The organism is Roseateles sp. P1_C6, assembly GCF_056406315.1.
Map to the genome: position 1 here is coordinate 201,972 of NZ_JBFUAK010000001.1, position 22,800 is coordinate 224,771.

The 22,800-nt window shown below is 68.4% G+C and carries 24 protein-coding genes; 8 read left to right on the plus strand and 16 right to left on the minus strand.

Annotation, left to right across the window (positions count from 1 at the left end):
* Positions 1–26 precede the first annotated feature (26 nt).
* The 3 genes from argH to AC1D29_RS00640 all read left to right on the plus strand — a co-directional run bounded on the left by argH (position 27) and on the right by AC1D29_RS00640 (position 2,978).
* Positions 27–1,424: an argininosuccinate lyase gene (gene argH, locus AC1D29_RS00630; protein ID WP_477893726.1), complete on the plus strand. Its 1,398-nt coding sequence runs from the start codon at positions 27–29 to the stop codon at positions 1,422–1,424.
* A gap of 37 nt (positions 1,425–1,461) precedes the next feature.
* Positions 1,462–2,433, plus strand: a complete 972-nt coding sequence (locus AC1D29_RS00635; RefSeq protein WP_477893728.1) for a hypothetical protein — start codon at positions 1,462–1,464, stop codon at positions 2,431–2,433.
* A 68-nt stretch (positions 2,434–2,501) separates the two neighbouring features.
* On the plus strand, positions 2,502–2,978 hold the full coding sequence (locus tag AC1D29_RS00640) for a hemerythrin domain-containing protein (protein ID WP_477893730.1): 477 nt from the start codon (positions 2,502–2,504) through the stop codon (positions 2,976–2,978).
* Between the two features lie 10 nt (positions 2,979–2,988).
* Here AC1D29_RS00640 and AC1D29_RS00645 read toward each other — a convergent pair whose 3' ends face one another.
* Entirely contained in the window at positions 2,989–4,962 is a 1,974-nt protein-coding gene (locus tag AC1D29_RS00645; RefSeq protein ID WP_477893732.1) for a M3 family metallopeptidase, read from the minus strand.
* Between the two features lie 65 nt (positions 4,963–5,027).
* Entirely contained in the window at positions 5,028–6,920 is a 1,893-nt protein-coding gene (locus tag AC1D29_RS00650; RefSeq protein ID WP_477893734.1) for a propionate--CoA ligase, read from the minus strand.
* A gap of 355 nt (positions 6,921–7,275) precedes the next feature.
* On the opposite strand from AC1D29_RS00650, the gene AC1D29_RS00655 reads away from it, so the two are divergent.
* Entirely contained in the window at positions 7,276–7,872 is a 597-nt protein-coding gene (locus AC1D29_RS00655; RefSeq protein WP_477894401.1) for a C40 family peptidase, read from the plus strand.
* Here the strand turns inward: AC1D29_RS00655 and AC1D29_RS00660 are convergent.
* The 13 genes from AC1D29_RS00660 to AC1D29_RS00720 all read right to left on the minus strand — a co-directional run bounded on the left by AC1D29_RS00660 (position 7,869) and on the right by AC1D29_RS00720 (position 19,236).
* Positions 7,869–8,204 carry an MmcQ/YjbR family DNA-binding protein gene (locus AC1D29_RS00660; RefSeq protein WP_477893736.1) on the minus strand — a complete coding sequence of 112 codons (336 nt, stop codon included), beginning with the start codon at positions 8,202–8,204 and terminating at the stop codon, positions 7,869–7,871. The genes AC1D29_RS00655 and AC1D29_RS00660 overlap by 4 nt on opposite strands.
* A 4-nt stretch (positions 8,205–8,208) precedes the next feature.
* On the minus strand, positions 8,209–10,257 hold the full coding sequence (paaZ, locus tag AC1D29_RS00665; protein WP_477893738.1) for a phenylacetic acid degradation bifunctional protein PaaZ: 2,049 nt from the start codon (positions 10,255–10,257) through the stop codon (positions 8,209–8,211).
* Between the two features lie 23 nt (positions 10,258–10,280).
* Complete coding sequence (locus tag AC1D29_RS00670; protein ID WP_477893740.1) at positions 10,281–11,426, minus strand: ABC transporter substrate-binding protein; 1,146 nt, start codon at positions 11,424–11,426, stop codon at positions 10,281–10,283.
* A gap of 29 nt (positions 11,427–11,455) precedes the next feature.
* Complete coding sequence (locus AC1D29_RS00675; protein ID WP_477893742.1) at positions 11,456–12,073, minus strand: TetR/AcrR family transcriptional regulator; 618 nt, start codon at positions 12,071–12,073, stop codon at positions 11,456–11,458.
* Positions 12,073–13,134 carry a 1,2-phenylacetyl-CoA epoxidase subunit PaaE gene (paaE, locus tag AC1D29_RS00680; protein ID WP_477893744.1) on the minus strand — a complete coding sequence of 354 codons (1,062 nt, stop codon included), beginning with the start codon at positions 13,132–13,134 and terminating at the stop codon, positions 12,073–12,075. Before paaE ends, AC1D29_RS00675 begins: the two co-directional genes overlap by 1 nt.
* An 8-nt stretch (positions 13,135–13,142) precedes the next feature.
* On the minus strand, positions 13,143–13,610 hold the full coding sequence (gene paaD / locus AC1D29_RS00685; protein WP_477893746.1) for a 1,2-phenylacetyl-CoA epoxidase subunit PaaD: 468 nt from the start codon (positions 13,608–13,610) through the stop codon (positions 13,143–13,145).
* On the minus strand, positions 13,610–14,374 hold the full coding sequence (gene paaC, locus AC1D29_RS00690) for a 1,2-phenylacetyl-CoA epoxidase subunit PaaC (protein ID WP_477893748.1): 765 nt from the start codon (positions 14,372–14,374) through the stop codon (positions 13,610–13,612). The genes paaD and paaC overlap by 1 nt, the downstream gene beginning before the upstream one ends.
* Positions 14,374–14,667: a 1,2-phenylacetyl-CoA epoxidase subunit PaaB gene (gene paaB, locus AC1D29_RS00695; protein WP_057300180.1), complete on the minus strand. Its 294-nt coding sequence runs from the start codon at positions 14,665–14,667 to the stop codon at positions 14,374–14,376. The genes paaC and paaB overlap by 1 nt, the downstream gene beginning before the upstream one ends.
* 11 nt (positions 14,668–14,678) lie before the next feature.
* A complete protein-coding gene (gene paaA, locus AC1D29_RS00700; protein WP_477893751.1) occupies positions 14,679–15,683 on the minus strand; it encodes a 1,2-phenylacetyl-CoA epoxidase subunit PaaA in 1,005 nt (334 codons plus the stop codon).
* 10 nt (positions 15,684–15,693) lie between these two features.
* Positions 15,694–16,992 (minus strand): phenylacetate--CoA ligase PaaK, encoded by a 1,299-nt coding sequence (gene paaK / locus AC1D29_RS00705; protein WP_477893755.1) that lies wholly within the window; start codon positions 16,990–16,992, stop codon positions 15,694–15,696.
* A complete protein-coding gene (paaI, locus tag AC1D29_RS00710) occupies positions 16,989–17,417 on the minus strand; it encodes a hydroxyphenylacetyl-CoA thioesterase PaaI (RefSeq protein ID WP_477893757.1) in 429 nt (142 codons plus the stop codon). The genes paaK and paaI overlap by 4 nt, the downstream gene beginning before the upstream one ends.
* Positions 17,417–18,220, minus strand: a complete 804-nt coding sequence (locus tag AC1D29_RS00715; RefSeq protein WP_477893759.1) for an enoyl-CoA hydratase-related protein — start codon at positions 18,218–18,220, stop codon at positions 17,417–17,419. The genes paaI and AC1D29_RS00715 overlap by 1 nt, the downstream gene beginning before the upstream one ends.
* A gap of 74 nt (positions 18,221–18,294) precedes the next feature.
* Positions 18,295–19,236 carry a carbohydrate kinase family protein gene (locus AC1D29_RS00720; RefSeq protein ID WP_477893761.1) on the minus strand — a complete coding sequence of 314 codons (942 nt, stop codon included), beginning with the start codon at positions 19,234–19,236 and terminating at the stop codon, positions 18,295–18,297.
* Positions 19,237–19,309: 73 nt separating this feature from the next.
* Between AC1D29_RS00720 and moaA the strand changes: the two genes are divergently transcribed.
* Genes moaA through AC1D29_RS00735 form a run of 3 tightly spaced genes read left to right on the plus strand, consistent with a single transcriptional unit; the run spans position 19,310 to position 21,504 of the window.
* Entirely contained in the window at positions 19,310–20,422 is a 1,113-nt protein-coding gene (moaA, locus tag AC1D29_RS00725) for a GTP 3',8-cyclase MoaA (RefSeq protein ID WP_477893763.1), read from the plus strand.
* 40 nt (positions 20,423–20,462) lie between these two features.
* Entirely contained in the window at positions 20,463–20,984 is a 522-nt protein-coding gene (mobA, locus tag AC1D29_RS00730; RefSeq protein ID WP_477894402.1) for a molybdenum cofactor guanylyltransferase MobA, read from the plus strand.
* Positions 20,977–21,504, plus strand: coding sequence for an N-acetyltransferase family protein (locus AC1D29_RS00735; RefSeq protein WP_477893765.1), 528 nt, complete (start codon positions 20,977–20,979; stop codon positions 21,502–21,504). The genes mobA and AC1D29_RS00735 overlap by 8 nt, the downstream gene beginning before the upstream one ends.
* Positions 21,505–21,513: 9 nt before the next feature.
* Here AC1D29_RS00735 and AC1D29_RS00740 read toward each other — a convergent pair whose 3' ends face one another.
* The gene (locus AC1D29_RS00740) at positions 21,514–22,122 is read right to left on the minus strand and encodes a YceI family protein (protein WP_477893767.1); all 609 of its coding nucleotides are present in this window, start codon (positions 22,120–22,122) and stop codon (positions 21,514–21,516) included.
* 95 nt (positions 22,123–22,217) lie between these two features.
* Here AC1D29_RS00740 and AC1D29_RS00745 point away from each other — a divergent pair, with 95 nt between their 5' ends.
* Positions 22,218–22,757 (plus strand): Mpo1 family 2-hydroxy fatty acid dioxygenase, encoded by a 540-nt coding sequence (locus AC1D29_RS00745; protein WP_477893769.1) that lies wholly within the window; start codon positions 22,218–22,220, stop codon positions 22,755–22,757.
* Positions 22,758–22,800: the final 43 nt, after the last annotated feature.

Here is a 22,800-nt window from a genome sequence, read left to right on the forward strand (position 1 = left end):
TGCGCGCTGAAATTCACGCCAGCCCCATGTCAGACAACCAACTCGCCAACAAATCCCAAGCCTGGTCCGCGCTGTTTTCCGAGCCCATGAGCGACTTGGTCAAGCGCTACACCGCCAGCGTGGGCTTCGACCAGCGCCTGTGGCGGGCCGACATCCGCGGTAGCCTGGCACATGCGGAGATGCTGGCGGCCCAAGGCATCCTGTCCGCGGAAGACCACGCCGCCATCCAGCGCGGCCTGAACGAGATCGCCGCCGAGATCGAGGCCGGCCAGTTCGAGTGGAAGCTGGACCTGGAAGACGTGCACCTGAACATCGAAGCCCGCCTGACCGAGCGCGTGGGCATCGCCGGCAAGCGGCTGCACACCGGCCGCAGCCGCAACGACCAGGTCGCCACCGACGTGCGCCTGTGGCTGCGCGGCGAGATCGACGAGATCAGCGGCCTGCTGAACGGCCTGCAGCGCGTCATGGTCGAGAAGGCCAGCGAGCATGCCGACGTCATCCTGCCCGGCTTCACCCACCTGCAGGTGGCCCAGCCGGTCAGCTTCGGCCACCACCTGCTGGCCTACGTGGAGATGTTCGCGCGCGACGCGGAACGCATGCTCGACACCCGCAAGCGCGTGAACCGCCTGCCGCTGGGCGCCGCGGCGCTGGCCGGCACCAGCTACCCACTGGACCGCGAGCGGGTCGCCGCGACGCTGGGCATGGAGGCGTGCAGCCAGAACAGCCTGGACGCGGTCAGCGACCGCGATTTCGCCATCGAGTTCAGTGCCGCCGCCACGCTGGTCATGCTGCACATCTCGCGGCTGTCCGAGGAACTGATCCTGTGGATGAGCCAGAACTTCGGCTTCATCGCGCTGCCGGATGCCTTCTGCACGGGCTCGTCAATCATGCCGCAGAAGAAAAACCCCGACGTGCCCGAGCTGGCGCGCGGCAAGACCGGCCGCGTGGTAGGCCATCTTGTCGGACTGGTCACGCTGATGAAGGGGCAGCCGCTGGCCTACAACAAGGACAACCAGGAGGACAAGGAACCCTTGTTCGACACGGTCGACACCTTGAAGGACACGCTGCGCATCTTTGCCGACATGCTCGCCGGCCTGACCGTGAAGCCCGAAGCGATGCGCGCCGCGGCGCTGAAGGGCCACGCGACGGCCACCGACCTGGCCGACTACCTGGTCAAGAAGGGCCTGCCCTTCCGCGACGCCCACGAGGTCGTCGCACATGCGGTGAAGACCGCGACGGCCAAGGGTGTGGACCTGGCCGCGCTGTCGCTGGTCGAGCTGAAGGCCTTCGACGCGCGCGTCGAGGCCGATGTGTTCGACGTGCTGTCGCTGGAAGGCTCGCTGAACGCGCGCAACGTGCTGGGCGGCACGGCACCGGCCCAGGTGCGCGCGCAGATCGCGCGCCACCGCGCGCGTCTGGCATGAGCTGCATAGCGTTGACTGCACACCTCGTCCAGGATCCATGAAATATCCCGTTGCTTGGGTCGTGTGCCTGCTAGGCACCACAGTCGCAGGCACCATTGACGCGCAAGAAAGCGCTCGTTTGCGCTTCGCGTGGCCGGACATCCTCGTCGCGCAGGTACAGGCACAGAAGACGCGATCCAAGCAGATCGACGGGCAGGCCGCCGTGAAAAGCGGCATGAGCTCCCAGTACGTGATGCGGTCGCGACGCCAGGGTGATCGGCATCTGCTGTCCTTCAGCGACGTACGGTTGGATCCTCAGCAACTCGTCGCCATGCCGGCAGAGCTACGCGCATTCATGGACGTAGCGACAAAAGCGGCGTTGCCGAGTTTTGTGGTGTCGCGCGACGGTGACTTTGTTTCGGTCGACGACCTGGATGGGTTTCAATCGGCGATGCGATCGGCTTTCGCCACGCTGCTGCCTGAGGCCGCCATGCAGGCGCGGCTCAAGCCCACGCTTGAGACCATGCTGAACGAAGCGGTGCTGAAGAATCTGGTCGGGGCTGAGTGGAACAGGATGGCCGGGTCGTGGGCTGGCGCCGAACAGGTCTTCGACATCGGGGTGGACTATGTGCTCACAACCCAGGCTGTGATGCCGGTGGTCAATGCACCGCTCACGCAGCGTACGCGTTTCACGCTGGCACGCACGCTGCCGTGCGAAAGACAAGGCAGGATTTATGAATGCGTGGAGCTGCAGTCCACCACCACCCCGGACGAGGCGGAGGCGCGAAAAGCGGTGGAGGACTTCTCAGAACGGCTGATGCCCGATGGCACGCTCCAAGACGCGCTCAAGCTACGGTCTCTGAACTACGAGACAAGGCTGGAACTCGTCACCGAGACCGGCACGCTGATCCCTCACCGCTACAAGCTGGTCAAGACAGTCGTGATGTCCAGCATCGAGTCCGGCAACCCGCGCACCATGCGGCAGGTCGACGAAACGGAGCAAATCTTCAGTTACAAGCCGCAGGATTGAGCCGGCTGAGGCAGACGGCTTGTGCTGCCTCAAGACGAACACTGCAACTGTTCCCTACCATTTCACGCATGAACACGCTCGCCTGGACCGACAAGCTGGTCCTGAACCAACCGACGCTGGACACCACCCACCAGGAATTCGTCGAGCTGCTGAATGCCTTCGGCACCGCGCTGGACGGCGGCGGCGACGCGCTGCCCGCCTACCAGGCGCTGCTGGCCCACACCGAGGCCCACTTTGCGATGGAGGAGGACTGGATGGCGCGCTGCGGCTTCGAGCCGCAGAACTGCCATGCCAGCCAGCACGCGATGGTGCTGAAGGTGATGCGCGAGGCGCTGCGCTACGCCAACGAACTGAACGACCGCGAGCCGCTGAACATCCTGCGCACGGAGCTGGCGGGCTGGTTTCCGCAGCATGCCGAGATGATGGACGCCGCGCTGGTCTTCACGATGGAACAGCGCGGCTTCGACCCGGTGACGGGTGAGTGCCGCGAGGCCGCCCCCGAAGCTGCCGCCGGCCACAGCTGCGGTTCAAGCAGCTGCGGCTGACCTCGGCAACTTACTTCTTCAGGTAGTCGAAGAAGGCCTGCGAGTTGCTGTCGCGCCCCAGGAAGTCCTTGACCAGCTCGGGTGCGGGCTTCTGCGCACCCTGGCCCAGCACCTGGTCGCGGTAGCGCTTGCCCACATCAGGGCCGAGCTTGTCAGCCGCGAACGCTGTGCGCAGGTCCATTGCGACGACCAGGCTCCACAGGTAGCCGTAGTAGCCCGCGCCATAGCTGCCGGCAATGTGCGCAAACCCGGCCGGGAACATCGTGCCCTGCACATGGCCCAGCGGCGTTGCGCCTTCCATCTTGGCCCACAGCGGCATGGGCTCGGGCTTGGCGCTGCGGTGCAGCGTGATGTCGTAGCTGGCGTACAGGTGCTGGCGGCCGAACAGCCCGCCCTTGCCGTAGTGCTTGGCGGCCTGGGCCTGGTCGACCATCGCGTCCGGCACGGGCTTGCAGGTGGGGCAGACCTCCTGCAAGAGCTTCAGCACCTTCTTGTCGTAGACCCAGTCCTCCAGCATCTGCGACGGCGCCTCGACGAAGTCGTGCATGACGCTGGTGCCCGACGTGGCCGCGTAGCGGGTGTTGGACAGATTCACGTGCACCGCGTGGCCCAGCTCGTGCAGGAGCGTCTCGACCTCGTCCAGCGTCAAGCCGTTGCGGTCGAAGTTGACGACCAGCGAAGCGACCGGCGTGCGGCCAATGCGCGTGGCGCTGCCGCGCAGCGGCCACACCGCGGCGTGGTTGTACTTGCCGTCGCGCGGGTACAGGTCCACGTACATCTGCGCGATGGGCTTGCCGGTGGCCGCGTCGCTGACGACATAGGTCTGCGCCTCGTCATGCCACAGCTTGTTGTCTATGCGCTGGTACTTCACGCCCATCAGCTTCTCGATGATGCGCATCGAGAACTCCAGGCTGGCCTGCGGCGGAAAGTACGGCCGGAAGGCGTTCTGGTCGACGCTGAACTTCTGCAGCTTGACGCGCTCGCTGTAGAAGGTCGCGTCCCAGCGCTCGACCTTGGTCTGCTCCGGCGGCGTGCCCAGGTGCTTGGCCTTGTCGGCGCGCAGCTCCTGCAGCTCGGTGTTCTCGCGCGCATTGACGGCACCCGTCACGGAGTCGAGGAAGCGCGTGGCCGTCGCGCCGTCCTTGGCCATCTGGCGGCGCAGGTTGAAGTCGACGTAGTTGTCGAAGCCGAACAGCTTGGCGTACTCGCCGCGCAGCGTGACGATCTGCGCCAGCAGGTCGAGGTTGCCCTGGCCGCCCTCGTTGGTCTTGGCCCGCCACATGCGCTCGCGCGCCTCGCCGCTCTCGGCGCTGCGCATGACGGGCACATAGCTGGGGTAGTCCACGCCCAGCAGGATGCGGCCCTGGTCGTCGCGCTTGGCCTTTTCCCACACGCTGGCGGGCACGCCCTTCAGTTCTGCCTCGGTGAAGGCCACGCGGGTGCCGGCGTCGCGGATGGTCTTGTTGAACTGCTGGTCCAGCTCGGTCAGCTTGTCCAGGATCTGCTTGGCGCGCTCACGCTTGGCCTTGGGCAGTGCCACGCCGCTGTCCTCGAACTGCCCCGAGGCCAGGCGCGCGAACTCGGCATCGATGCCGTCGGCCTTCGGTGCCTTCTGCAGCGCGCGGTAGAGCTTCTCGTTCTGGCCCAGGCTGGAGCCGAAGTCGGCCCAGCGCAGCGAGCAGGCCTGCGCGGCGTCGCGCACGGCCTTGTCCGGGTGCACGTTCAGCACGAAGTCGTTGGGTCCCTGGTTGTCCTCGAGGAAGACCACCAGATCGTCATAGGCCGCCAGCCAGCCGGCGTCGACCTTGCGCTTCTCGAGCTGGCCCACGCGCTGCTTGGCGCCCTTGAGGCCGCTGTCACAGCGGGTCTGCACATCGGCCACGCTGCCGAAGGTGGGGAAGTTGGGCGCGGGCAGCTTGGGTTGCGCATGCGCGGTGGCGGCGGTCAGCGCCAGCAGGGCCAGGGTGGTCAGGACGGGTTTCATCGCGTCTCCTTGTGGGAAGGCCGCGATTCTGTCGGCCAGCTCGCGCTCAGCCGTTTGGCACGCCCCTATTTCTGCAGCAGGGTTTTCACCTGCAAAAGCGCGCCGGGGTCGTCCAGCGTCGTCAGGTCGCCCGGGTCGCGCCCCTCGGCCACGGCCTGCAGCGCGCGGCGCAGCAGCTTGCCGGAGCGGGTCTTGGGCAGCAGCGTCACGAAATGCACGCGCGCAGGCCGAGCCACCGCGCCGAGTTGCGCGTCCACATGCTTCATGACCTCACCCTCCAGCGCGAGCGAGGCCTGCCCCGGGTCGCGCAGCACGGCGAAAGCGATGGCGACCTGGCCCTTCAGCTGGTCGGCCACGCCGACGACGGCCACCTCGGCCACGGCCGCGTGGCCCGAGATGCATTCCTCGATCTCCCGCGTGCCCAGGCGGTGGCCGGCCACATTGATGACGTCGTCCGTGCGGCCCAGGATGAAGGTGTAGCCGTCGGCGTCGCGAGAGGCCCAGTCGAATGTCGAATAGACCTGCCGGCCGGGCACGCTGCCCCAGTAGGTGTTGACGAAGCGCGCGTCGTCGCCCCACACCGTCTGCAGCGCGCCGGGGGGCAGCGGGTGCTCGATGACCAGCACACCCTTTTGATTCGGCTCGGTCAGCTCGGCGCCGGTGTTCTCGTCGAGCAGCTTCACGTCGTAGCCGTACATGGGCACGCCGGGCGAACCCAGACGCGTCGGCACGGCCTGAACGCCAGGGATGTGGTGGGCCACCGTCAGCAGCGGCCAGCCGGTCTCGGTCTGCCAATAGTTGTCGATGATGGGCACGCCCAGGGCCTCGGCGATCCAGCTGGCGGTGGGCTCGTCCAGTGGCTCGCCGGCCAGGAACAGCGCGCGCAAGGACGACAGGTCGTGGCGCTTCAGCAGCGCTGCGTCGTGTTTCTTGAGCACGCGCACGGCCGTCGGCGCGCTGAACATCACGGTGACCTGGTACTTCTCGACCAGGCTCCACAGCACGGCCGCGTCCGGCTGCACCGGCGTGCCCTCGTACATCAGCGTCGCCATGCCATGGATCAGCGGGCCGTAGACGATGTAGCTGTGGCCCACGACCCAGCCGATGTCGCTGGTGGAGAAATAGGTCTCGCCCGGCTTGCCACCGAAGATCCAGTCCATGCTGGCGGCCAGCGCCACGGCATAGCCGCCCACGTCGCGCTGCACGCCCTTGGGTTTGCCGGTCGTGCCGCTGGTGTACAGCGTGTAGCTGGGCGTGTTGGACTCCAGCCAGGCGCAGGGCACGCGCTGGCCCCAGTGCTGGCGGCGCAACTGGGCGTGGTCCAGGTCGCGGCCGGCCACGCGCTCGAAAGGCACGAGGCCGCGGTCCACCATCAGCACGCTGGCGGGCTTGTGAGCCGACAACGCGATGGCTTCGTCCAGCAGCGGCTTGTAGGCGATGCGCTTGCCCGCACGGCTGCCCGCGTCGGTGCTGACGATGAGCTTCGGCGCGGCGTCGTCGATGCGGCTGGCCAGGCTCACCGACGCGAAGCCGCCGAACACGACCGAATGGACAGCGCCTATGCGCGCGCAGGCCAGCATCGCGAACGCGGCCTCCGGGATCATGGGCATGTAGATCAGCACGCGGTCGCCCTGCCCCACGCCTTGCGCGGCCAGCACGGCGGCAAACGCCTCGACCTCGGCCAGCAGTTCGGCAAAGCTGTAGACCTTCTCCTGGCCCACCTCGGTGGACACCCAGATCAGCGCACGGTCACCGGGCCTTGTGGCGGCATGCCGGTCCACGGCGTTGTGGCACAGGTTGGTCGTGCCGCCCACGAACCAGCGCGCGAACGGCGGGTTGCTGGCGTCGCAGATCACCTGCGGCGGCGTCTGCCAATCAATGCGCCGGCCCTGCTCGGCCCAGAAGGCATCGCGCTCGGCCAGCGAGCGCTGATGGAAGTCGGCGTAGGTCTGCGTCATGCCGGTCAGTGTGGGCCTGGGGCACTGACGGCAGTCTGACCTCGGTCAACGCGTGACAGAATTCAGGGTTTTCACTGGGTTCGCTGTCGGCCAAGCCGGGGTTTGCCCTGAGAATCGCCTGTTTTCCGCCCGCTTTGATTGACGGTGCCGGGGTCGCCTCCTAACCTCCGCGCCGCTGTCCCTTCTCCGCTATCGCGACCGCTTCGCGGCCCGCCCCGGTTTTTTTCGAATGCCCCTGGTTTCTCCCGTCGCCCTGCTGAACCGCATCGCTGCTGCCGCCCTGCTGGCCGGCTGCTGCGCTGCGCATGCGCAAGGCGTGGCCCAGGCCGCGACGATGACACCGCCGCCGGGCACGATGACGGGCGCCTACGGCCAGAGCCTGCAGCAGCAGGCGGCCGTCGACAAGGCGACGCCCGCCACCGCCAAGCCGACGCAGGCGAGCACCGCCAGCGACGCCGTCAGCCGCTTCCTCAGCGACCGCGGCCTGCTGCACGCCGGTGAAGCCGGTGGGTCATCTCGGCTGCTGGCCAGCGTGCGCGACACCGCCTCCGACCTCGTGCTGTCGGCGATGAACTTCCTGGGCGTGCGCTACACGCGCGGCGGCAACTCGGTCGAGAACGGTTTCGACTGCAGCGGATTCACGCGCCACATCTTCGAGATGAGCGTGGGCCTGGTGCTGCCGCGCCGTGCCGACGAGCAGGCCAAGGACAGCAGCCTGGCTGCCATCCGGCGCGAAGAGCTCAAGCCCGGCGACCTGGTGTTCTTCAACACGATGAAGCGCACCTTCAGCCACGTGGGCATCTACGTCGGCGAAGGCAAGTTCATCCACGCCCCCCGCACCGGCAGCGCCGTGCGCGTGGAGGACATGCGCGACTCCTACTGGGCCAAGCGCTTCACCGGCGCCCGCCGCGCCGACCTGAAGGCCGCGGCCGAGACGCCGGTCACCCGCTAGGTCAAGCCTTGGGGCCCAGTTCGCGCCAGGCCTGGCCTAGCAGTTCCCTGACCCACGCGGGCTTGGCCTGAGCCAGCAGCAGCTTCACGCCGCTTGGCGCCCCAGAACAGCGGCTGCACGACACCTCCCTCACGGGCAATCCACGCGTCGCGTGCGTCGTCGTCCTGGATGAACACGCGCAGTTCGGCGCCGTCGGGCGTCATCGTCGCGAAGATGCGGCCCGTCGTTCCAGGTTTTGTGCCCGGCAGGCGGAACGATGTCAGCTCGTGATGCGGCTTCTCGACTGCGCCGGGCAGGCCCAGAGCGAGCGCCCGGGCCTGCTCCGCGTTCATCGATTCAGCCCGCCACGCGCTTGGCCACCAGCGTCAGGATCTCGTAGCTCGCGCACAGCTCGTCGCGCTGGTTGGTCACCGCCACGTCCCAGCCGATGACGCCTTGCGCGGGCTGGTCGTCGCGCGGCGGGCGGTCGATCTTGCGCTTGGCCGTCAGCCGCGCCTGGATGGTGTCGCCGATGGCCACCGGCGTGACGAAGCGCAGATTCTCCAGGCCGTAGTTGGCCAGCACGGGGCCGGGCGCGGGGCTGACGAACAGGCCCGCCGCGGCCGACAGCACGAAGTAGCCGTGGGCGATGCGTTGGCCGAAGGGCGAAGCCTTGGCCGCGACCTCGTCGAAGTGCATGTAGAAATAGTCGCCCGACAGGCCGCCGAACGCGACGATGTCCGCCTCGCCGACCGTGCGGCGGTGCGTCAGCAGGCTCATGCCCACCTCGACGTCCTCGAAGTAGCGACGGAACGGATGGACGTCGCTCTCGGTGACGACACCGCCGCGCTGGTACTCGCCGGTGACGGCCGAGATCATCGTCGGCGAGCCCTGCACGGCGCAGCGCTGCAGGTAGTGCTTGACGGCGCGCAGCCCGCCCAGCTCCTCGCCACCGCCCGCGCGGCCGGGGCCGCCGTGCTTGAGCTTGGGCAGCGGCGAACCGTGGCCGGTGTTTTCCAGCGCGGCCTCGCGGTCCAGCACCAGCATGCGGCCATGCCAGGCGGCGAAGGTCGGCACGGCCTGCGCGGCCAGGGCCGGCGTCTTCGTGCAGATGGTGCCGACCAGGCTGCCGCGGCCCAGCGTCGCCAGGTGCAGCGCTTCCTCGAAGTCGCCGTAGGGCAGCAACGTCGTCACCGGGCCGAAGGCTTCCAGGTGGTGGGCGTCGCTGGCCGCCGAGTCACGCGCCAGCAGCAGCGTGGGTGCATAGAAGGCGCCGTCGCTGACACCGTCGCCCTTGGGCGCAAAGCCGTCGCGCCCGGACAGCAGCAGCTCGCAGTTCTTCGCCAGTTGCGCCACGCGCTCGGCCACGTCGGCCTGCTGGGCCTTGCTGGCCAGCGCACCCATGCGCACGCCTTCGACGGCCGGGTCGCCCACGACCGTCTTGGACAGCCGCGCCTTCAGCGCCGTCGCGACCGCGTCGACCAGGTTGGCCGGCACGATGGTGCGGCGGATGGCCGTGCACTTCTGGCCGGCCTTGGCCGTCATCTCGCGCGACACCTCCTTGATGAAGAGGTCGAACTCCGGGTCGCTAGGTGCCACGTCGGGGGCCAGGATGGCGCAGTTCAGGCTGTCGGCCTCGGCGTTGAAGGGGATGCTCTTCTTCAACAAATTGGGGTGAGCCTTCAGCATCAGCGCGGTGTCGGCGCTGCCGGTGAAGGTGACGACGTCCGACTCATCCAGGCGCTCGAACAGGTCGCCCGTGCCGCCGATGATGAGCTGCAACGCGCCGACCGGCACGAGGCCGGAGTCGACGATCAAGCGCACGCAGGCTTCGGCGACATAGCTCGTCGCAGTCGCCGGCTTCACGAGGCAAGGCATGCCGGCCAGGAAGCTCGGCGCGAACTTCTCCAGCATGCCCCACATCGGGAAGTTGAACGCGTTGATGTGCAGCGCCACGCCCCGCTTCGGGACCATCACATGGCTGCCGATGAAGTGGTTGTTGGCGCCCAGCCGCATCGGCGGGCCCTCGTGCAGCACATTGCTGCTGGGCAGATCCTTGCCGCCGATGGAGGCGTACGCGAACAGCGTGCCGATGCCGCCCTCGATGTCGATCCAGGAGTCGCTGCGCGTCGCGCCCGTGTGGGCGCTGATCGCATACAGCTCTTCCTTGCGCTCCATCAGGTAGGCGCCCAGCGCCTTCAGAACCCGGGCGCGGTCCTGGAAATGGCTGCGCAGCAGGCCGGGCAAGGCCGTGCCACGCGCGTAGGCCATCGCCTCGGCGAAGTCCAGGCCTTCTTCATGCGTGTGCGCGACGACGCGGCCATTGATCGCGCTCGCCAGCGGCTTGGCCGCCCGCTCGCCGACCCAGCGGCCGGCGATGTAGCTCTGGAGTGTGGAAACTGCCATCTCAAATCCTCGCGGCCGCGCGCTTACTTGATCAAGACCCACGCACCGTCCTTGATCTGCACCATCACGCGAGCGCGCTGGTCCAGACCGAGGTGGTCGCCGCTGGACATGTTGAACACGCCATGCGCGCCGGCCACGTTCTTGACGTTCTCCAACGCGTCACGCAGCGCCGCGCGGAAAGCGGGCGTGCCGGGCTGGGCCTTCTTCAGCGCCTCGGGCGCGGCGGCGGCCAGCAGCAGGCCGGCGTCCCACGCATGGCCACCGAAGGTCGACACGCTGCCCTTGCCGTTGGCGGCCTCGTACTTGGCGATGTAGTCCTGGGCGCTCTTCTTCACCGGGTGGTCGGCGGGCAGCTGGGCCGCGACCAGCACCGGGCCGGCCGGCAGCAGCGTGCCTTCGACGTCCTTGCCGCCCACGCGCAGGAAGTCGTTGTTGGCGATGCCGTGCGTCTGGTAGATCTTGCCGGCGTAGCCACGCTCCTTCAGCGCCTTTTGCGGCAGCGCGGCGGGCGTGCCGGAGCCGGCGATGAGGATGGCGTCGGGCTTGGCGGCCACGAGCTTGAGCACCTGGCCGGTGACGGAGGTGTCCGTGCGGTTGTAGCGTTCGGTCGCGACGATGTTGAGCTTCTTGGTCGCGGCGATCTTGTTGAACTCGCCCCACCAACCCTCGCCATAGGCGTCGGCAAAGCCGATGAAGGCCGCCGTCTTGACGCCGTTGTCCACCATGTGGGTCACGATGGCCAGCGCCATCATGATGTCGTTCTGCGGCGTCTTGAAGACCCACTTCTTCTTGGCATCGAGGGGCTCGACGATGCGAGCCGAGGCGGCCATCGAGATCATGGGCGTGCCGGACTCGGACACCGCGTCGATCATCGCCAGCGAATTGGGCGTGACGGTGGAGCCGATGACGATGTCGACCTTGTTCTCGGTGATGAACTTGCGCGTGTTGGCCACGGCCGTCGTCGTGTCCGAGGCGTCGTCCAGCACGATGTAGTTGACCTTTTGGCCGCCGAGGGTCGTGGGCATCAGCGCGACGGTGTTCTTCTCCGGGATGCCGAGCGAGGCCGCCGGGCCGGTGGCGGACAGCGTGATGCCGACGTTGATGTCGGCATGCGCCGCCAGGCTCAGCATGGCGGCCAGAGCCAGGGCGAGTTGCTTGAATTGCTTCATGGGGTCGTCTCCTCGGGGTGTCATCGGGTTTATGGAATGAGGGCGGGTTGGCGCAGTTGAACTGCACCAAGGCCGCCGAAGAACAGATCGCTGACCAGGGCCGCGAGCGCGTCGTGCGACAGCTCGCCGTCGGGACGCAGCCAGGTGAAGGTCCAGTTGATCATGCCAAAAAGCAGCATGGTCAGCGGCTTGTGCAGCTTGGCTTCGCGCAGTTCGGGCCGCACCTGGGAGATGGCTGCGGCGAACTCGCTGACGACGCGGCGCTCCACATCCAGCAGGCGCTCACGCTCGGCGTCGGCCAGGAACTTGATCTCGCTGGTCAGCACGCGGTGCTGGGGCTGGGCGTCGGCATAGGCGCGCGTGAAACGCTCGATCAGCGCGCGCAGCTGCAGGTCGGGCGCCAGGTGCTGAGCCTTGATCTCGTCGACCAGCGCCAGCAGCGCATGCACGTGGGCATCGCAGATCTGCGCGAGCAGTTCCTGCTTGTCCTGGAAGTAGTGGTACAGCGTCGGCTTGGCCACGCCGCAGGCCTCGGCGACCTGGTTCATGGACGTGGCGCTGAAGCCCTGGTCGGCGAACAGGCGGGCGGCGGCGGCGAGGATGTCCTCGCGCTGGGCTTCGAAGCCGGGAGCTCTTTTTCTGGCCATCAGCGTTCGTCGAAGGAGATGACCACGCGCTCGGTGAGCGGGTGCGCCTGGCAGCTGAGGATGAAGCCGGCCGCGACTTCGGCCTTGTCGAGCGCGAAGTTCTTGTCCATGCGCACTTCGCCTTCCAGCAGCTTGCAGCGGCAGGTGGAGCAGACGCCGCTCTTGCAGGAGAACGGCACATCCATGCCTTCGCGCGCGGCGGCGTCGAGCAGGCTGGGATCGCTGGCGTGGAACTCGATCTCGCGGGACAGGCCATCGCGGATGACGGTGATGCGGGCCTCGGGCGCGTCGCCCGGCTTGACCTCGTGCGGCACCGGCTTGCCACTCAGCGTCTCCGGCGTGCCGAAGCGCTCGATGTGGATGCGCTCGGCCGGCACGCCATGGCCCAGCAGCGCGGCCTCGGCGGCGTCGTTCATCTCGAAGGGGCCACAGACGAACACCTCATCGAGGCTCGCCGCCGGCACCGGTCCGGCCAGGAAGACGCTGAGCTTGCCGGCATCCAGACGACCGCCGTACAGCGGTGCATCCACCGCCTCGCGGCTGAAGATCAGGTGCAGCGACAACCGCGTCATGAAGCGGTTCTTCAGGTCTTCGAGCTCTTCCTTGAACATCGTCGACGCGGTGCGGCGGTTCGAGTAGATCAGCGTCGCGCGGGCGTTCGGCTCGCGCTCCAGCAGCGCCGTCAGGATGGCGATGATGGGCGTGATGCCCGAGCCGCCGGCGATGAACAGCACATGGCGGCCTTCGGCCTGCGCGGCGGGCATGACGAAGCGGCCCTGCGGCGGGTAGGACTCGATGACGTCGCCGGCCTTGAGCTGGTCATGCACCCAGCTGGAGAACGCGCCGCCGTCGACGCGGCGGATGCCGACCTGCAGGCGGCGGTCGGAGCAGATGGAGTAGCTGCGGCGCAACTCCTGGCCGCCGACGCTGGCGCGCAGCGTCAGGTATTGGCCGGGCTCGAACGCAAAGCCGTCGGCGGGCGCCTCGAAGCCGACGACCATCGCGTCGTCGGTGTCGCGCTCGACGGAGGTCACGCGCAGGGGGTGGAAGTGGAGTGCCATCGTCGGGCTCAGATAGGCTTGAAATATTCGAAAGGTTCGAGGCACTCGATGCAACGCCACGTGGACTTGCATGCCGTCGAGCCGAAGCGAGACAACTGCTCCGTTCGGCCGCTGTCGCAGCGCGGGCAGCGCAGGCGCGGCACGATCCGGATGGCCTGCTCGCCGCTGCACTGCGGCGGCACGATGCCGTACTGCTGCAGCTTCTGGCGGCCCTCGGGCGTGATCCAGTCGGTGCTCCAGGCGGGCGCCCGCTGCATCGTCACGGTCACGTCGCCGAACTCCGCCAGCGCCGCGCGCACATCGTCGGCGATCAGCTCGGTGGCGGGGCAGCCGCTGTAGGTGGGCGTCAGCACCACCTCGACGCCCGATGCCGTCTCGCGCAGGTCGCGCACGATGCCCAGCTCCACCAGGCTGACCGCCGGGATCTCGGGGTCGGGCACGGCGTCGAGCTTGGCGCGCGCGGCGGCGAGGTTCATCACCAGACTCCGCCGGGATAGGTGCGCTGCAGATGCTGCATGGTCCCCAGCATGTGGCCCATGTGCTCGCTGTGGATGCCGTCAATGCCGCGCGGCTGCATCGCGCTGTCGCGCGGCAGCGTGAGCGTGGCTTGCGCCATCAGCGTGGCCCAGCGGGCGCGCCATTCGGGCGCCAGCTCGTTCCACGCGGGGCCCACGCCGTCGACGCCGTCAGCCGCGAACAACTCGTTGAAGTACGGCCACAGCACATTCAGCGCCGCCTGCATGCGGGCCTTGGATTCGTCGGTGCCATCACCCAACCGAACCACCCAGTCGCTGGAATGCTGGCGGTGGTAGCGCACTTCCTTCAGCGACTTGGCGGCGATGCCGGCGATTTCGGTGTCCAGGCTGGTCTGCAGGCGCTCGTACAGCAGCTCCAGCCAGAGGGCCATCGCGGCGTTGCGCACGGTGGTCAGCGCGAAGTCGCGCCCGCCGCCGCCATCGCTGGGGCTGGCTGCTGCGTTGGGCAGCTCGACGAGGATGACGTTGCGGTAGTCGCGCTCCTCGCGCAAAAAGGCGAGCTGGTCTTCATCGCGGCCGGCGCCTTCGAGCTGCCCGGCGTAGGTCAGCAGCGCGCGCGCCTGGCCTAGCAGGTCCAGCGCGATGTTGGACAGCGCCAGGTCTTCCTCCAGCACCGGCGCGTGGCCGGCCCATTCGGACAGCCGCTGGCTGTGGATGAGGCAGGTGTCTGCGAGACGCAGGACGTAGGTGGTCTTGGCGTCCATCACATGTGGTTCAGTTCATCCGGCAGTTCATAGAACGTCGGATGGCGGTAGACCTTGTCGTCGGCGGGGTCGAACAAGCTGCCCTTTTCGGTCGGGTCGCTGGCGACGATCTGCTCGGAGCGCACGACCCAGATGCTGGTGCCTTCCTGGCGGCGCGTGTAGACGTCGCGCGCCATCTGGATGGCCATGGGCGCATCGGCCGCGTGCAGGCTGCCGCAGTGCTTGTGGTCCAGGCCCGCCTTGCTGCGCACGAACACTTCCCACAGCGGCCACTCATTCTTCGGATTGCTCATCTCTTGTTTCCTCAAGCCGCTTGGGCCTTGGTCGCCTGCTTGCGCGCATGGGCCAGCGCCGCGTCGCGCACCCATGCGCCGTCGTCCCAGGCTTTGTTGCGGGCGGCCAGGCGTTCGCGGTTGCAGGGGCCTTCGCCGCCAACCACGCGCCAGAACTCGGGCCAGTCGATGTCGCCGAAGTCATAGGCGTCGCGCTCGGCGTTCCACTTCAACGCCGGGTCCGGCACCGTCACGCCGAGGATATCGGCCTGCGGGATGGTCGCGTCGACGAACTTCTGGCGCAGTTGGTCGTTGGTGACGCGCTTGATGCCCCAGCGCATGCTCTGCTCGGAGTTGGGCGAGTCTTTGTCCGCCGGGCCGAACATCATCAGCGACGGCCACCACCAGCGGTTCACGGCGTCTTGCACCATGGCCTTCTGCGCGGCGCTGCCGTGGGTCATCATCGTCAGCAGGCTCTCGTAGCCCTGGCGCTGGTGGAAGCTCTCCTCCCTGCACACACGGATCATGGCCCGCGCATACGGTGCATACGAACACCGGCACAGCGGCACCTGGTTCATGATGGCCGCGCCGTCGACCAGCCAGCCGATGACGCCGATGTCGGCCCAAGTCAGCGTGGGGTAGTTGAAGATGGAGCTGTACTTGGCCTTGCCGGACAGCAACGCCTCGGTCATCTCGTCGCGGCTGGCGCCCAGCGTCTCGGCGGCGGCGTAGAGGTACAGGCCGTGGCCGCCCTCGTCCTGCACCTTGGCCAGCAGGATGGCCTTGCGTTTCAGCGTGGGCGCGCGCGTGATCCAGTTGCCCTCGGGCAGCATGCCGACGATCTCGCTGTGCGCGTGCTGGCTGATCTGGCGCACCAGTGTCTTGCGGTAGTGCTCGGGCATCCAGTCCTTGGCTTCGATGAAGTCGCCGGCGTCGATGCGGGCTTCAAACGCCTCTTCGCGCTGCAGGTCTTCAGCGGACTTCACGACCTTGGGCTTGGCCTCGCGGGCCATCAGGTCCATGGCTTGGGTGTACATGGCTCGCTCCTTACTTCTTGCGTTGATCCACCACGCGCCGGGCCTTGCCGACCAGCGTGCGCTCGATGGAATTGTTAGGCTCGACGCTGATCGTCGCGGTCACGCCGATCAGGTTCTTGATGCGCTCGGACAGGCGCTTGCCGATGCCATCATCCGTCGCGCCCAGCGCGAGTTCGCAGCGGATCAGCAACTCGTCCAGCGGCCCGTTGCGGCTCACCACCAGTTGGTACTGACCGCCCAGGCTCTTCTCCTGCAGCACCAGCTCTTCCACCTGCGTGGGGAACAGGTTGACGCCGCGGATGATCAGCATGTCATCGCTGCGGCCGACGATTTTGCCCATGCGGCGCATGGCCCGCGAGGTGGGCGGCAGCAGCCTTGTGAGGTCGCGCGTGCGGTAGCGGATCACGGGCATCGCTTCCTTGGACAGCGACGTGAAGACCAGTTCGCCTTCCGACCCATCCGGCAGCACCTCGCCCGTCTCGGGGTCGATGATCTCCGGAAAGAAATGGTCTTCCCAGATGACGGGGCCGTCCTTGCTCTCGATGCACTCGCTGGCGACGCCCGGGCCCATCACCTCGGACAGGCCGTAGATGTCCACCGCGTCGATGCCGGCGCTGGCCTCGATGTCCTTGCGCATCGCCTCGGTCCACGGCTCGGCGCCGAAGATGCCCACCTTCAGCGACGACTCGCGCGCATCCAGTCCCTGGCGGGCGAACTCCTCCACCAGCACCTGCATGTAGCTGGGCGTCACCATGATGATGTCGGGCTTGAAGTCGGTGATCAGCTGCACCTGCTTCTCGGTCTGGCCGCCGCTCATCGGGATGACCGTGCAGCCCAGCCGCTCGGCACCGTAGTGCGCGCCCAGGCCGCCGGTGAACAGGCCGTAGCCATAGGCCACGTGCACCAGGTCGCCTGCCCGGCCGCCAGCAGCCCGAATGGAGCGCGCCACCAGGTTGGCCCAGTTGTCGATGTCCTTCAGCGTGTAGCCCACCACCGTGGGCTTGCCCGTGGTGCCGGACGACGCGTGGATGCGCGCCAACTGCTGGCGCGGCATGGCGAACATGCCGAACGGGTAGTTGGCCCGCAGGTCGTGCTTGGTCGTGAACGGGAACCTGGCCAGGTCTGCCAGCGTCTTCAGGTCCGACGGGTGCACACCCTTCTCATCGAACCGGGCCTTGTAGTGCGGCACGTTGTCGTAGGCGTGCTGCAGGCTCCAGCGCAGCCGTTGCAGCTGCAGCGCCTGCAGCTCGTCGCGGCTGGCAGTCTCGATCGCTTCGAGGTCGCCCGGTTGAGGCGTCTTGACGGTCATGCTTCGAAAACCTTTCTGTCACCCAGCCGGTACGAACGACCACGGAACATCGCGATCAGGTCGCCGTGCTGGTTCTTCACGGTGACGTCGTACAGCCCCGTGCGACCGGCCAGCGATGTCTCCTCCGCCGTCGCCGTCAACTGGTCATTCAACTTGGCGCTCTTCAGGATGTCGATGCCGAAGCCCGACGCCACCGTCAACGCATTGCGCGCATTGCACGCGAACGCAAAAGCGGAATCCGCCAGCGTCGCGATCAAACCGCCGTGGCAGATCGCAAAGCCATTCAGCATGTCCGCCCGCACGGTCATCGTGACAACCGCGCGGCCGGGGCCGACCTCGGCGATCTGCATGCCCAGCATGCGGGTCGCGGCGTCGTCCGCGAGCATCACGTCGCGGACCTTTTCGGCAACGGCTTGCGTGTCCATCAACGGTCCCTGAATTCCGGCTTGCGTTTGTCTAGGAAGGCCGCGGCGCCCTCCAGGTAGTCGTGCGAGAAGCCCAGCTGGCTCTGCAGCGCGGCCTCGCGCTTCAACGCGGGCTCGAAGTCCAGCTTCATCGCCTCGTCGATGGCGCGGCGCGTCTCGGCCAGCGCACGCGTGGGCATGCCAGCCAGCTTCTGCGCCAGTGCCATCGCGGCGTCCTGCAATTCCGCGTCAGGCAGCACGCGGGCGATCAGGCCCAGCGCTGCAGCATCCGCCGCCTTCAGCTTGTCGCCCAGCAGCGCCATTTCCAGCGCCTTGGCGCGGCCCACCAGGCGCGGCAGCAGCCAGGTGCCGCCGCAGTCCGGGATCAGGCCGATCTTGGAGAAGGCCTGGATGAAGCTGGCGCTTTCGCCGGCCACCACCAGGTCGCAGCCCAGCGCCAGGCTGGCACCGGCGCCCGCGGCCACGCCGTTGACGGCGGCCACGACCGGGATGGGCATGCTGCGCAGGCGCAGCGCCATCGGGATGTAGTAGTGCTCCAGCAGTTGGCCGATGTCCTTGGGCGCGACGCCCGGATCGCGGCTGGGCGCGACATGCGGGTCGGCCAGGTCCTGGCCGGCGCTGAAGGCACGGCCCGCACCCGTGATGAGCACGCAGCGGGTCGCCTCGTCCTCGGCCGCCGCCTCCAGGGACTGGCGCAGCTGGCCCAACATGAAGGTCGTGAAGGCATTGAGCGCCTCAGGGCGGTTCAGGCGCAGCAGGCGCACGGCGCCATGCTGTTCAATCTGGATCAAATGCTCGGACATGGAATTCCTCTACCGACCGGTCGGTTAATCGTAGGAGCCAAGGGCGCCGGGATCAAGTGAGGCGCGGGAAAACCCTAGTTTTTGATGATGTCGACGGCGTCCGCCAGCGCCGCCACCAATCCCGGCCGGGGCGGCGCGAAGCCAGGTGCTGTGCAGGCCGCCGCACCCGCCGCCAGCGCCCAGCGCAGGTGCTGCGCGGCCGGGGCGCCGGCATTGCGCATCAGGCTGTCCAGCAGCCCGGCCAGCGATGCGTCGCCCGCCCCCACGGTGTCCACCACGTCCACCCGCGGTGGCCGGCCGCTGGCCTCCTCCACGCCGTGGTACAGCGTCGCACCGGCCCCGCCACGCGTCAGCAGCAGCCAGGCGCCAGGGTTCCAGGCGGCGATCTGGGCGAGGCCCGAACGGTAGTCGGGCAGGCGGAACAGGCCACGCAAGTCCTCGTCGGACACCTTGATGACGTCGGCCAGCCGGCACATCTGCTCCAGCGTGTCGTCGTAGCTGGCGTCCATCGGCGGCGCGCGGAAGTTGGGGTCGTAGCTGATCAGCCGCCCCTCGGCCTTCAGCGCCTCGGCCAGCGCCAGCAGACGCGCGGCCAGTGGCTGGCGCACCAGGCCCAGGCTGCCGAAATGCGCCCAGCGCACCGCCCGCGTCCAGCCCATGGGCAGGCCTTCGGGGCGGAAATGCAGGTCCGCGCTGTCCTGGCCAATGAAGAAATAGCGCGGCGGGTCCACCTCGTGCACGACGGCCAGCAGCGGCGGCCGGGGGAGCTGCTGGATGAAGCGCATGTCCAGGTGCGCCTCCTGGCTGCACTGCCAGATCTCGGCGCCAAACGGGTCCTGGCTGATGGCCCCGGCAAACGCGCTCAGCTGACCGAGCGCCGACATCGCGACCGCCACATTCCACGGCGCTCCGCCGCAGGCGCTGCGCCAACGGTCCGGCCCGACGCGGATCAGATCGGTCAAGGCCTCGCCGAAGGCGACGAACTGCGGCAGGTCGGGATGAAGGATCTGGGCCATTCGTGCCGATTCAAGCGCGCTGGCGCAACCACCGCAAGCCCCCTGGGCATTCAGCCGCTGACACAATGGCCGCATGCCCGCCCGCGTGATCCCCCTGCATGACGCCCGTTCGATGCGCATGGCGCCGCCGCCCGCGGCCGGCCAGCCGGGCTTGCCACTGGCTGATGCGCTAGGCCGCCCGCTGCACGACCTGCGCATCTCGGTGACGGACCGCTGCAATTTCCGCTGCGGTTACTGCATGCCCAAGCAGGTCTTCGACAAGCATCACGAATTCCTGCCCCACGCCGACCTCCTCAGTTTTGAGGAGATCACGCGGCTGGCGCGCGTCTTCACGGGTCTGGGCGTCGAGAAGCTGCGCATCACCGGCGGCGAGCCGCTGCTGCGCCGCCATCTGGAAACACTGATCGAGATGCTCGCGCAGCTGCGCACCGCCGATGGCCGCGAGCTGGACCTGACGCTGACCACCAACGGCTCGCTGCTGACCCGCAAGGCCGCCGCGCTGAAGGCCGCCGGCCTGAAGCGCCTGACGGTCAGTCTGGACGGGCTGGACGACGCCGTCTTCCAGCGCATGAACGACGTGGGCTTCCCGGTCGCCGACGTGCTGGACGGCATCCGCGCGGCGCAGGCCGTGGGGCTGGGGCCGATCAAGGTCAACATGGTCGTGCAGCGCGGCGTCAACGACGACCAGATCCTGCCCATGGCGCGTCACTTCAGGCACAGCGGCGTCGTGCTGCGCTTCATCGAATACATGGACGTCGGCGCCACCAACGGCTGGCGCATGGACCAGGTGCTGCCCAGCGCCGAGGTGCAACGCCGCATCGCGGCCGAGTTCGCGCTGACGCCGCTGTCGCACAGCGCGCCGGGCGAGACCGCCGAGCGCTGGGCCTACGCCGACGGCGGCGGCGAGGTCGGCTTCATCTCCAGCGTGACCCAGGCCTTCTGCGGCGACTGCAACCGCGTGCGGCTGTCCACCGAAGGGCGGCTCTACACCTGCCTGTTCGCGACCCGCGGCCACGACCTGCGCGGCCTGCTGCGCGGCGCCGAGGTGTTCGACGACGCTCAACTGGCGGGCGCGATCGCCGGCGTCTGGCGCGGCCGCAGCGACCGTTACTCGCAACTGCGCGGCAGCGGCCAGGCGACGCCGACCGACGAGCGCCGCGTCGAGATGCATTACATCGGTGGCTGAGCTGCACGCCCTCGTCCTCGCGGGCGGCCGCGGCAGCCGCATGGGCGGCGTGGACAAGGGCTTGCAACTGCTTGACGGTCGGCCGCTCGTGGCTCACGTCGTGGCCCGCCTGGCGCCGCAAGCCGGCCCCGTCCTCATCAGCGCCAACCGCAACCTCGAGGCCTACGCCGCCCTTGGCCTGCGCGTGCTGGCCGACCCACCCGGCCTCGAGTTCGCCGGCCCGCTGGCCGGCATGCTCGCCGGGCTGAACGCTCTTCCCCACGATGCCTGGCTGCTGACCGCGCCCTGCGACTGCCCTCACCTGCCGGACGACCTGGCCGAACGCCTGCTCGCCGCGGCCCAGCCGAACGGCCTCGCCTTCGCCCACGCAGCGCGCGAGCACCCGACGCACGCGCTGCTGCACGCCCGCCTGCGCGACCCGCTGGCCGCCCATCTGCAGGCCGGCGGCCGCGCGGTGCTGGGCTGGATGCGTGCTCAGCCCCACGGCGTCGCGCAGTTCGACGACGAGGCCGCGTTCGCCAACCTCAACACGCTGGCGGAGCTGGCGTCTGCGCGTGATTGAGCAGCTCTGCATCCGCGTCATGCTGGAGCCCGACCTGCTGGGCTACAAGGCGCTGCGCGACGCGATGCTGGCGGGGCACCCGGAGGCCTTCACGTCCGACGCCGAGACCGAGAGCCAGCGCGACCTCGCCAGCTACCGCAGCCGGCTGGCCGGCGGCTCGGGTGGCAGCACGCTGTTCACGCTGCTGGCGCTGGACGGCCACCGTCTGGTTGGTGCGCTGACCTGCGAGCGCGAGCCGCGGCGCAAGGTGCAGCACATCGCCCACCTGGTCGGCATGATGGTGGCCGACACCCACCGTGGTCGCGGCATCGGCCGGGCTTTGCTGGCGGCGGCGCTGGCCCGGCTGGAAACCACGCCCGGCCTGGCCCAGGTCACGCTCAGCGTGACGGCCGGCAACCGCGCCGCGGTAGGCCTGTACGAAAGCCAGGGTTTCGAGCGCTATGGCCAGTTGCTCGACGCGGTACGCCTGCCCGACGGCCGCCGGCTGGACAAGCTGCTGATGCGCCGGTTGCTGTATTGAACCCGTGAGCTACCGAGGCGCCGTCAGCTCGAACTGCACGATCAGCGCGTCCTGCACCGCCAGCAGCCCGCCCAGCACCGTGAAGGGCTGGATGCCGAAGTCGCTCTGCCGCAGCACCAGCTGGCCGCGCGCCCGCCGGCCGTCCACGTCAGCGGTGAACCATTGGCGGCGCGTGACGCCGTGCAGCGTGATCTCCGCCTCGACGGCACGCTGCCCGCCTTCGCCCACCTGGCGCAGCGCACGCACGACGACCTCGGGGTGGGCGCCTGCGTCCAGCGCCTTCAGCAGGTTGGCACGCGTGCCGGCGCGGGCCTCGTCGTCGACGGCGCTGGCGAAGGCTTCGCCCAGTTGGGCCCTCAAGGCCGGTGGGTCGATCACCAGCGCGTCCAGCCGAAAGCCCAGCACCGGGCCGGCGGCCGGCCAGTCCACGCGCAGATCACCCGCGCGCAGCACATGGTTGTGACCCAGGCGCGCAGCCGTGCCGCCGCGGTAGACCAGCACCCGCAACTCGTTGTCGCCAGCCACGGGTGACGGCGCCTGCAAAGGAGCGCTGGCGCAGCCGGCCAGGGCGGCCAGAGCGATCAGCAGCTGTCGGCGACTTGTCGTTTGCGTGCTCAACTGGGGATTCCGCGGGGGTTTTGCGCACCATAGCGCGACGTTCTTGTACCGAGCTGGACTAGCATAGCCACCATCTCCTCACCGGAGCCTGAACCATGGCCAGCCTGTTCCGCCCCGCTCTTGACCTGATGGCGCAGTACGCCGCCTACCACCGCGACCGCCGCAACATCGCGACTCACTTCATCGGCATCCCGATGATCGTGTTCGCGATCAGCACGCTGCTCGCCCGCGCCGAGTTCACCCTCGGCGACACGCCCATGAACGCCGCCATCGTCGCCTGGGCGCTGTCGGCGCTGTGGTACCTGACACGCGGCAACCTGGTGCTGGGCGTGGCCACCACCGTCGTCAACGGCGTGCTGACCGCGCTGGCGATGACGGCGGCCCAGGGCTCCATGACCAGCTGGCTGGTCATCGGTGTCGGCAGCTTCGTCGTCGGCTGGGTGTTCCAGTTCATCGGCCACTATTACGAGGGCAAGAAGCCCGCTTTCGTGGACGACCTCGTGGGCCTGCTGGTGGGCCCGATGTTCGTCGTCGGCGAGGCCATGTTCATGGTCGGCTGGGGCCGCCCGCTGCTGGCCGAGATCGAACGCCGCGTCGGCCCGACGCACCTGCGCGATCTCGCCCACCCTGTCTAGGCGGTGGAGCCCCTCGTCCAAGGAGTACCTTGGCCAGTCCCCC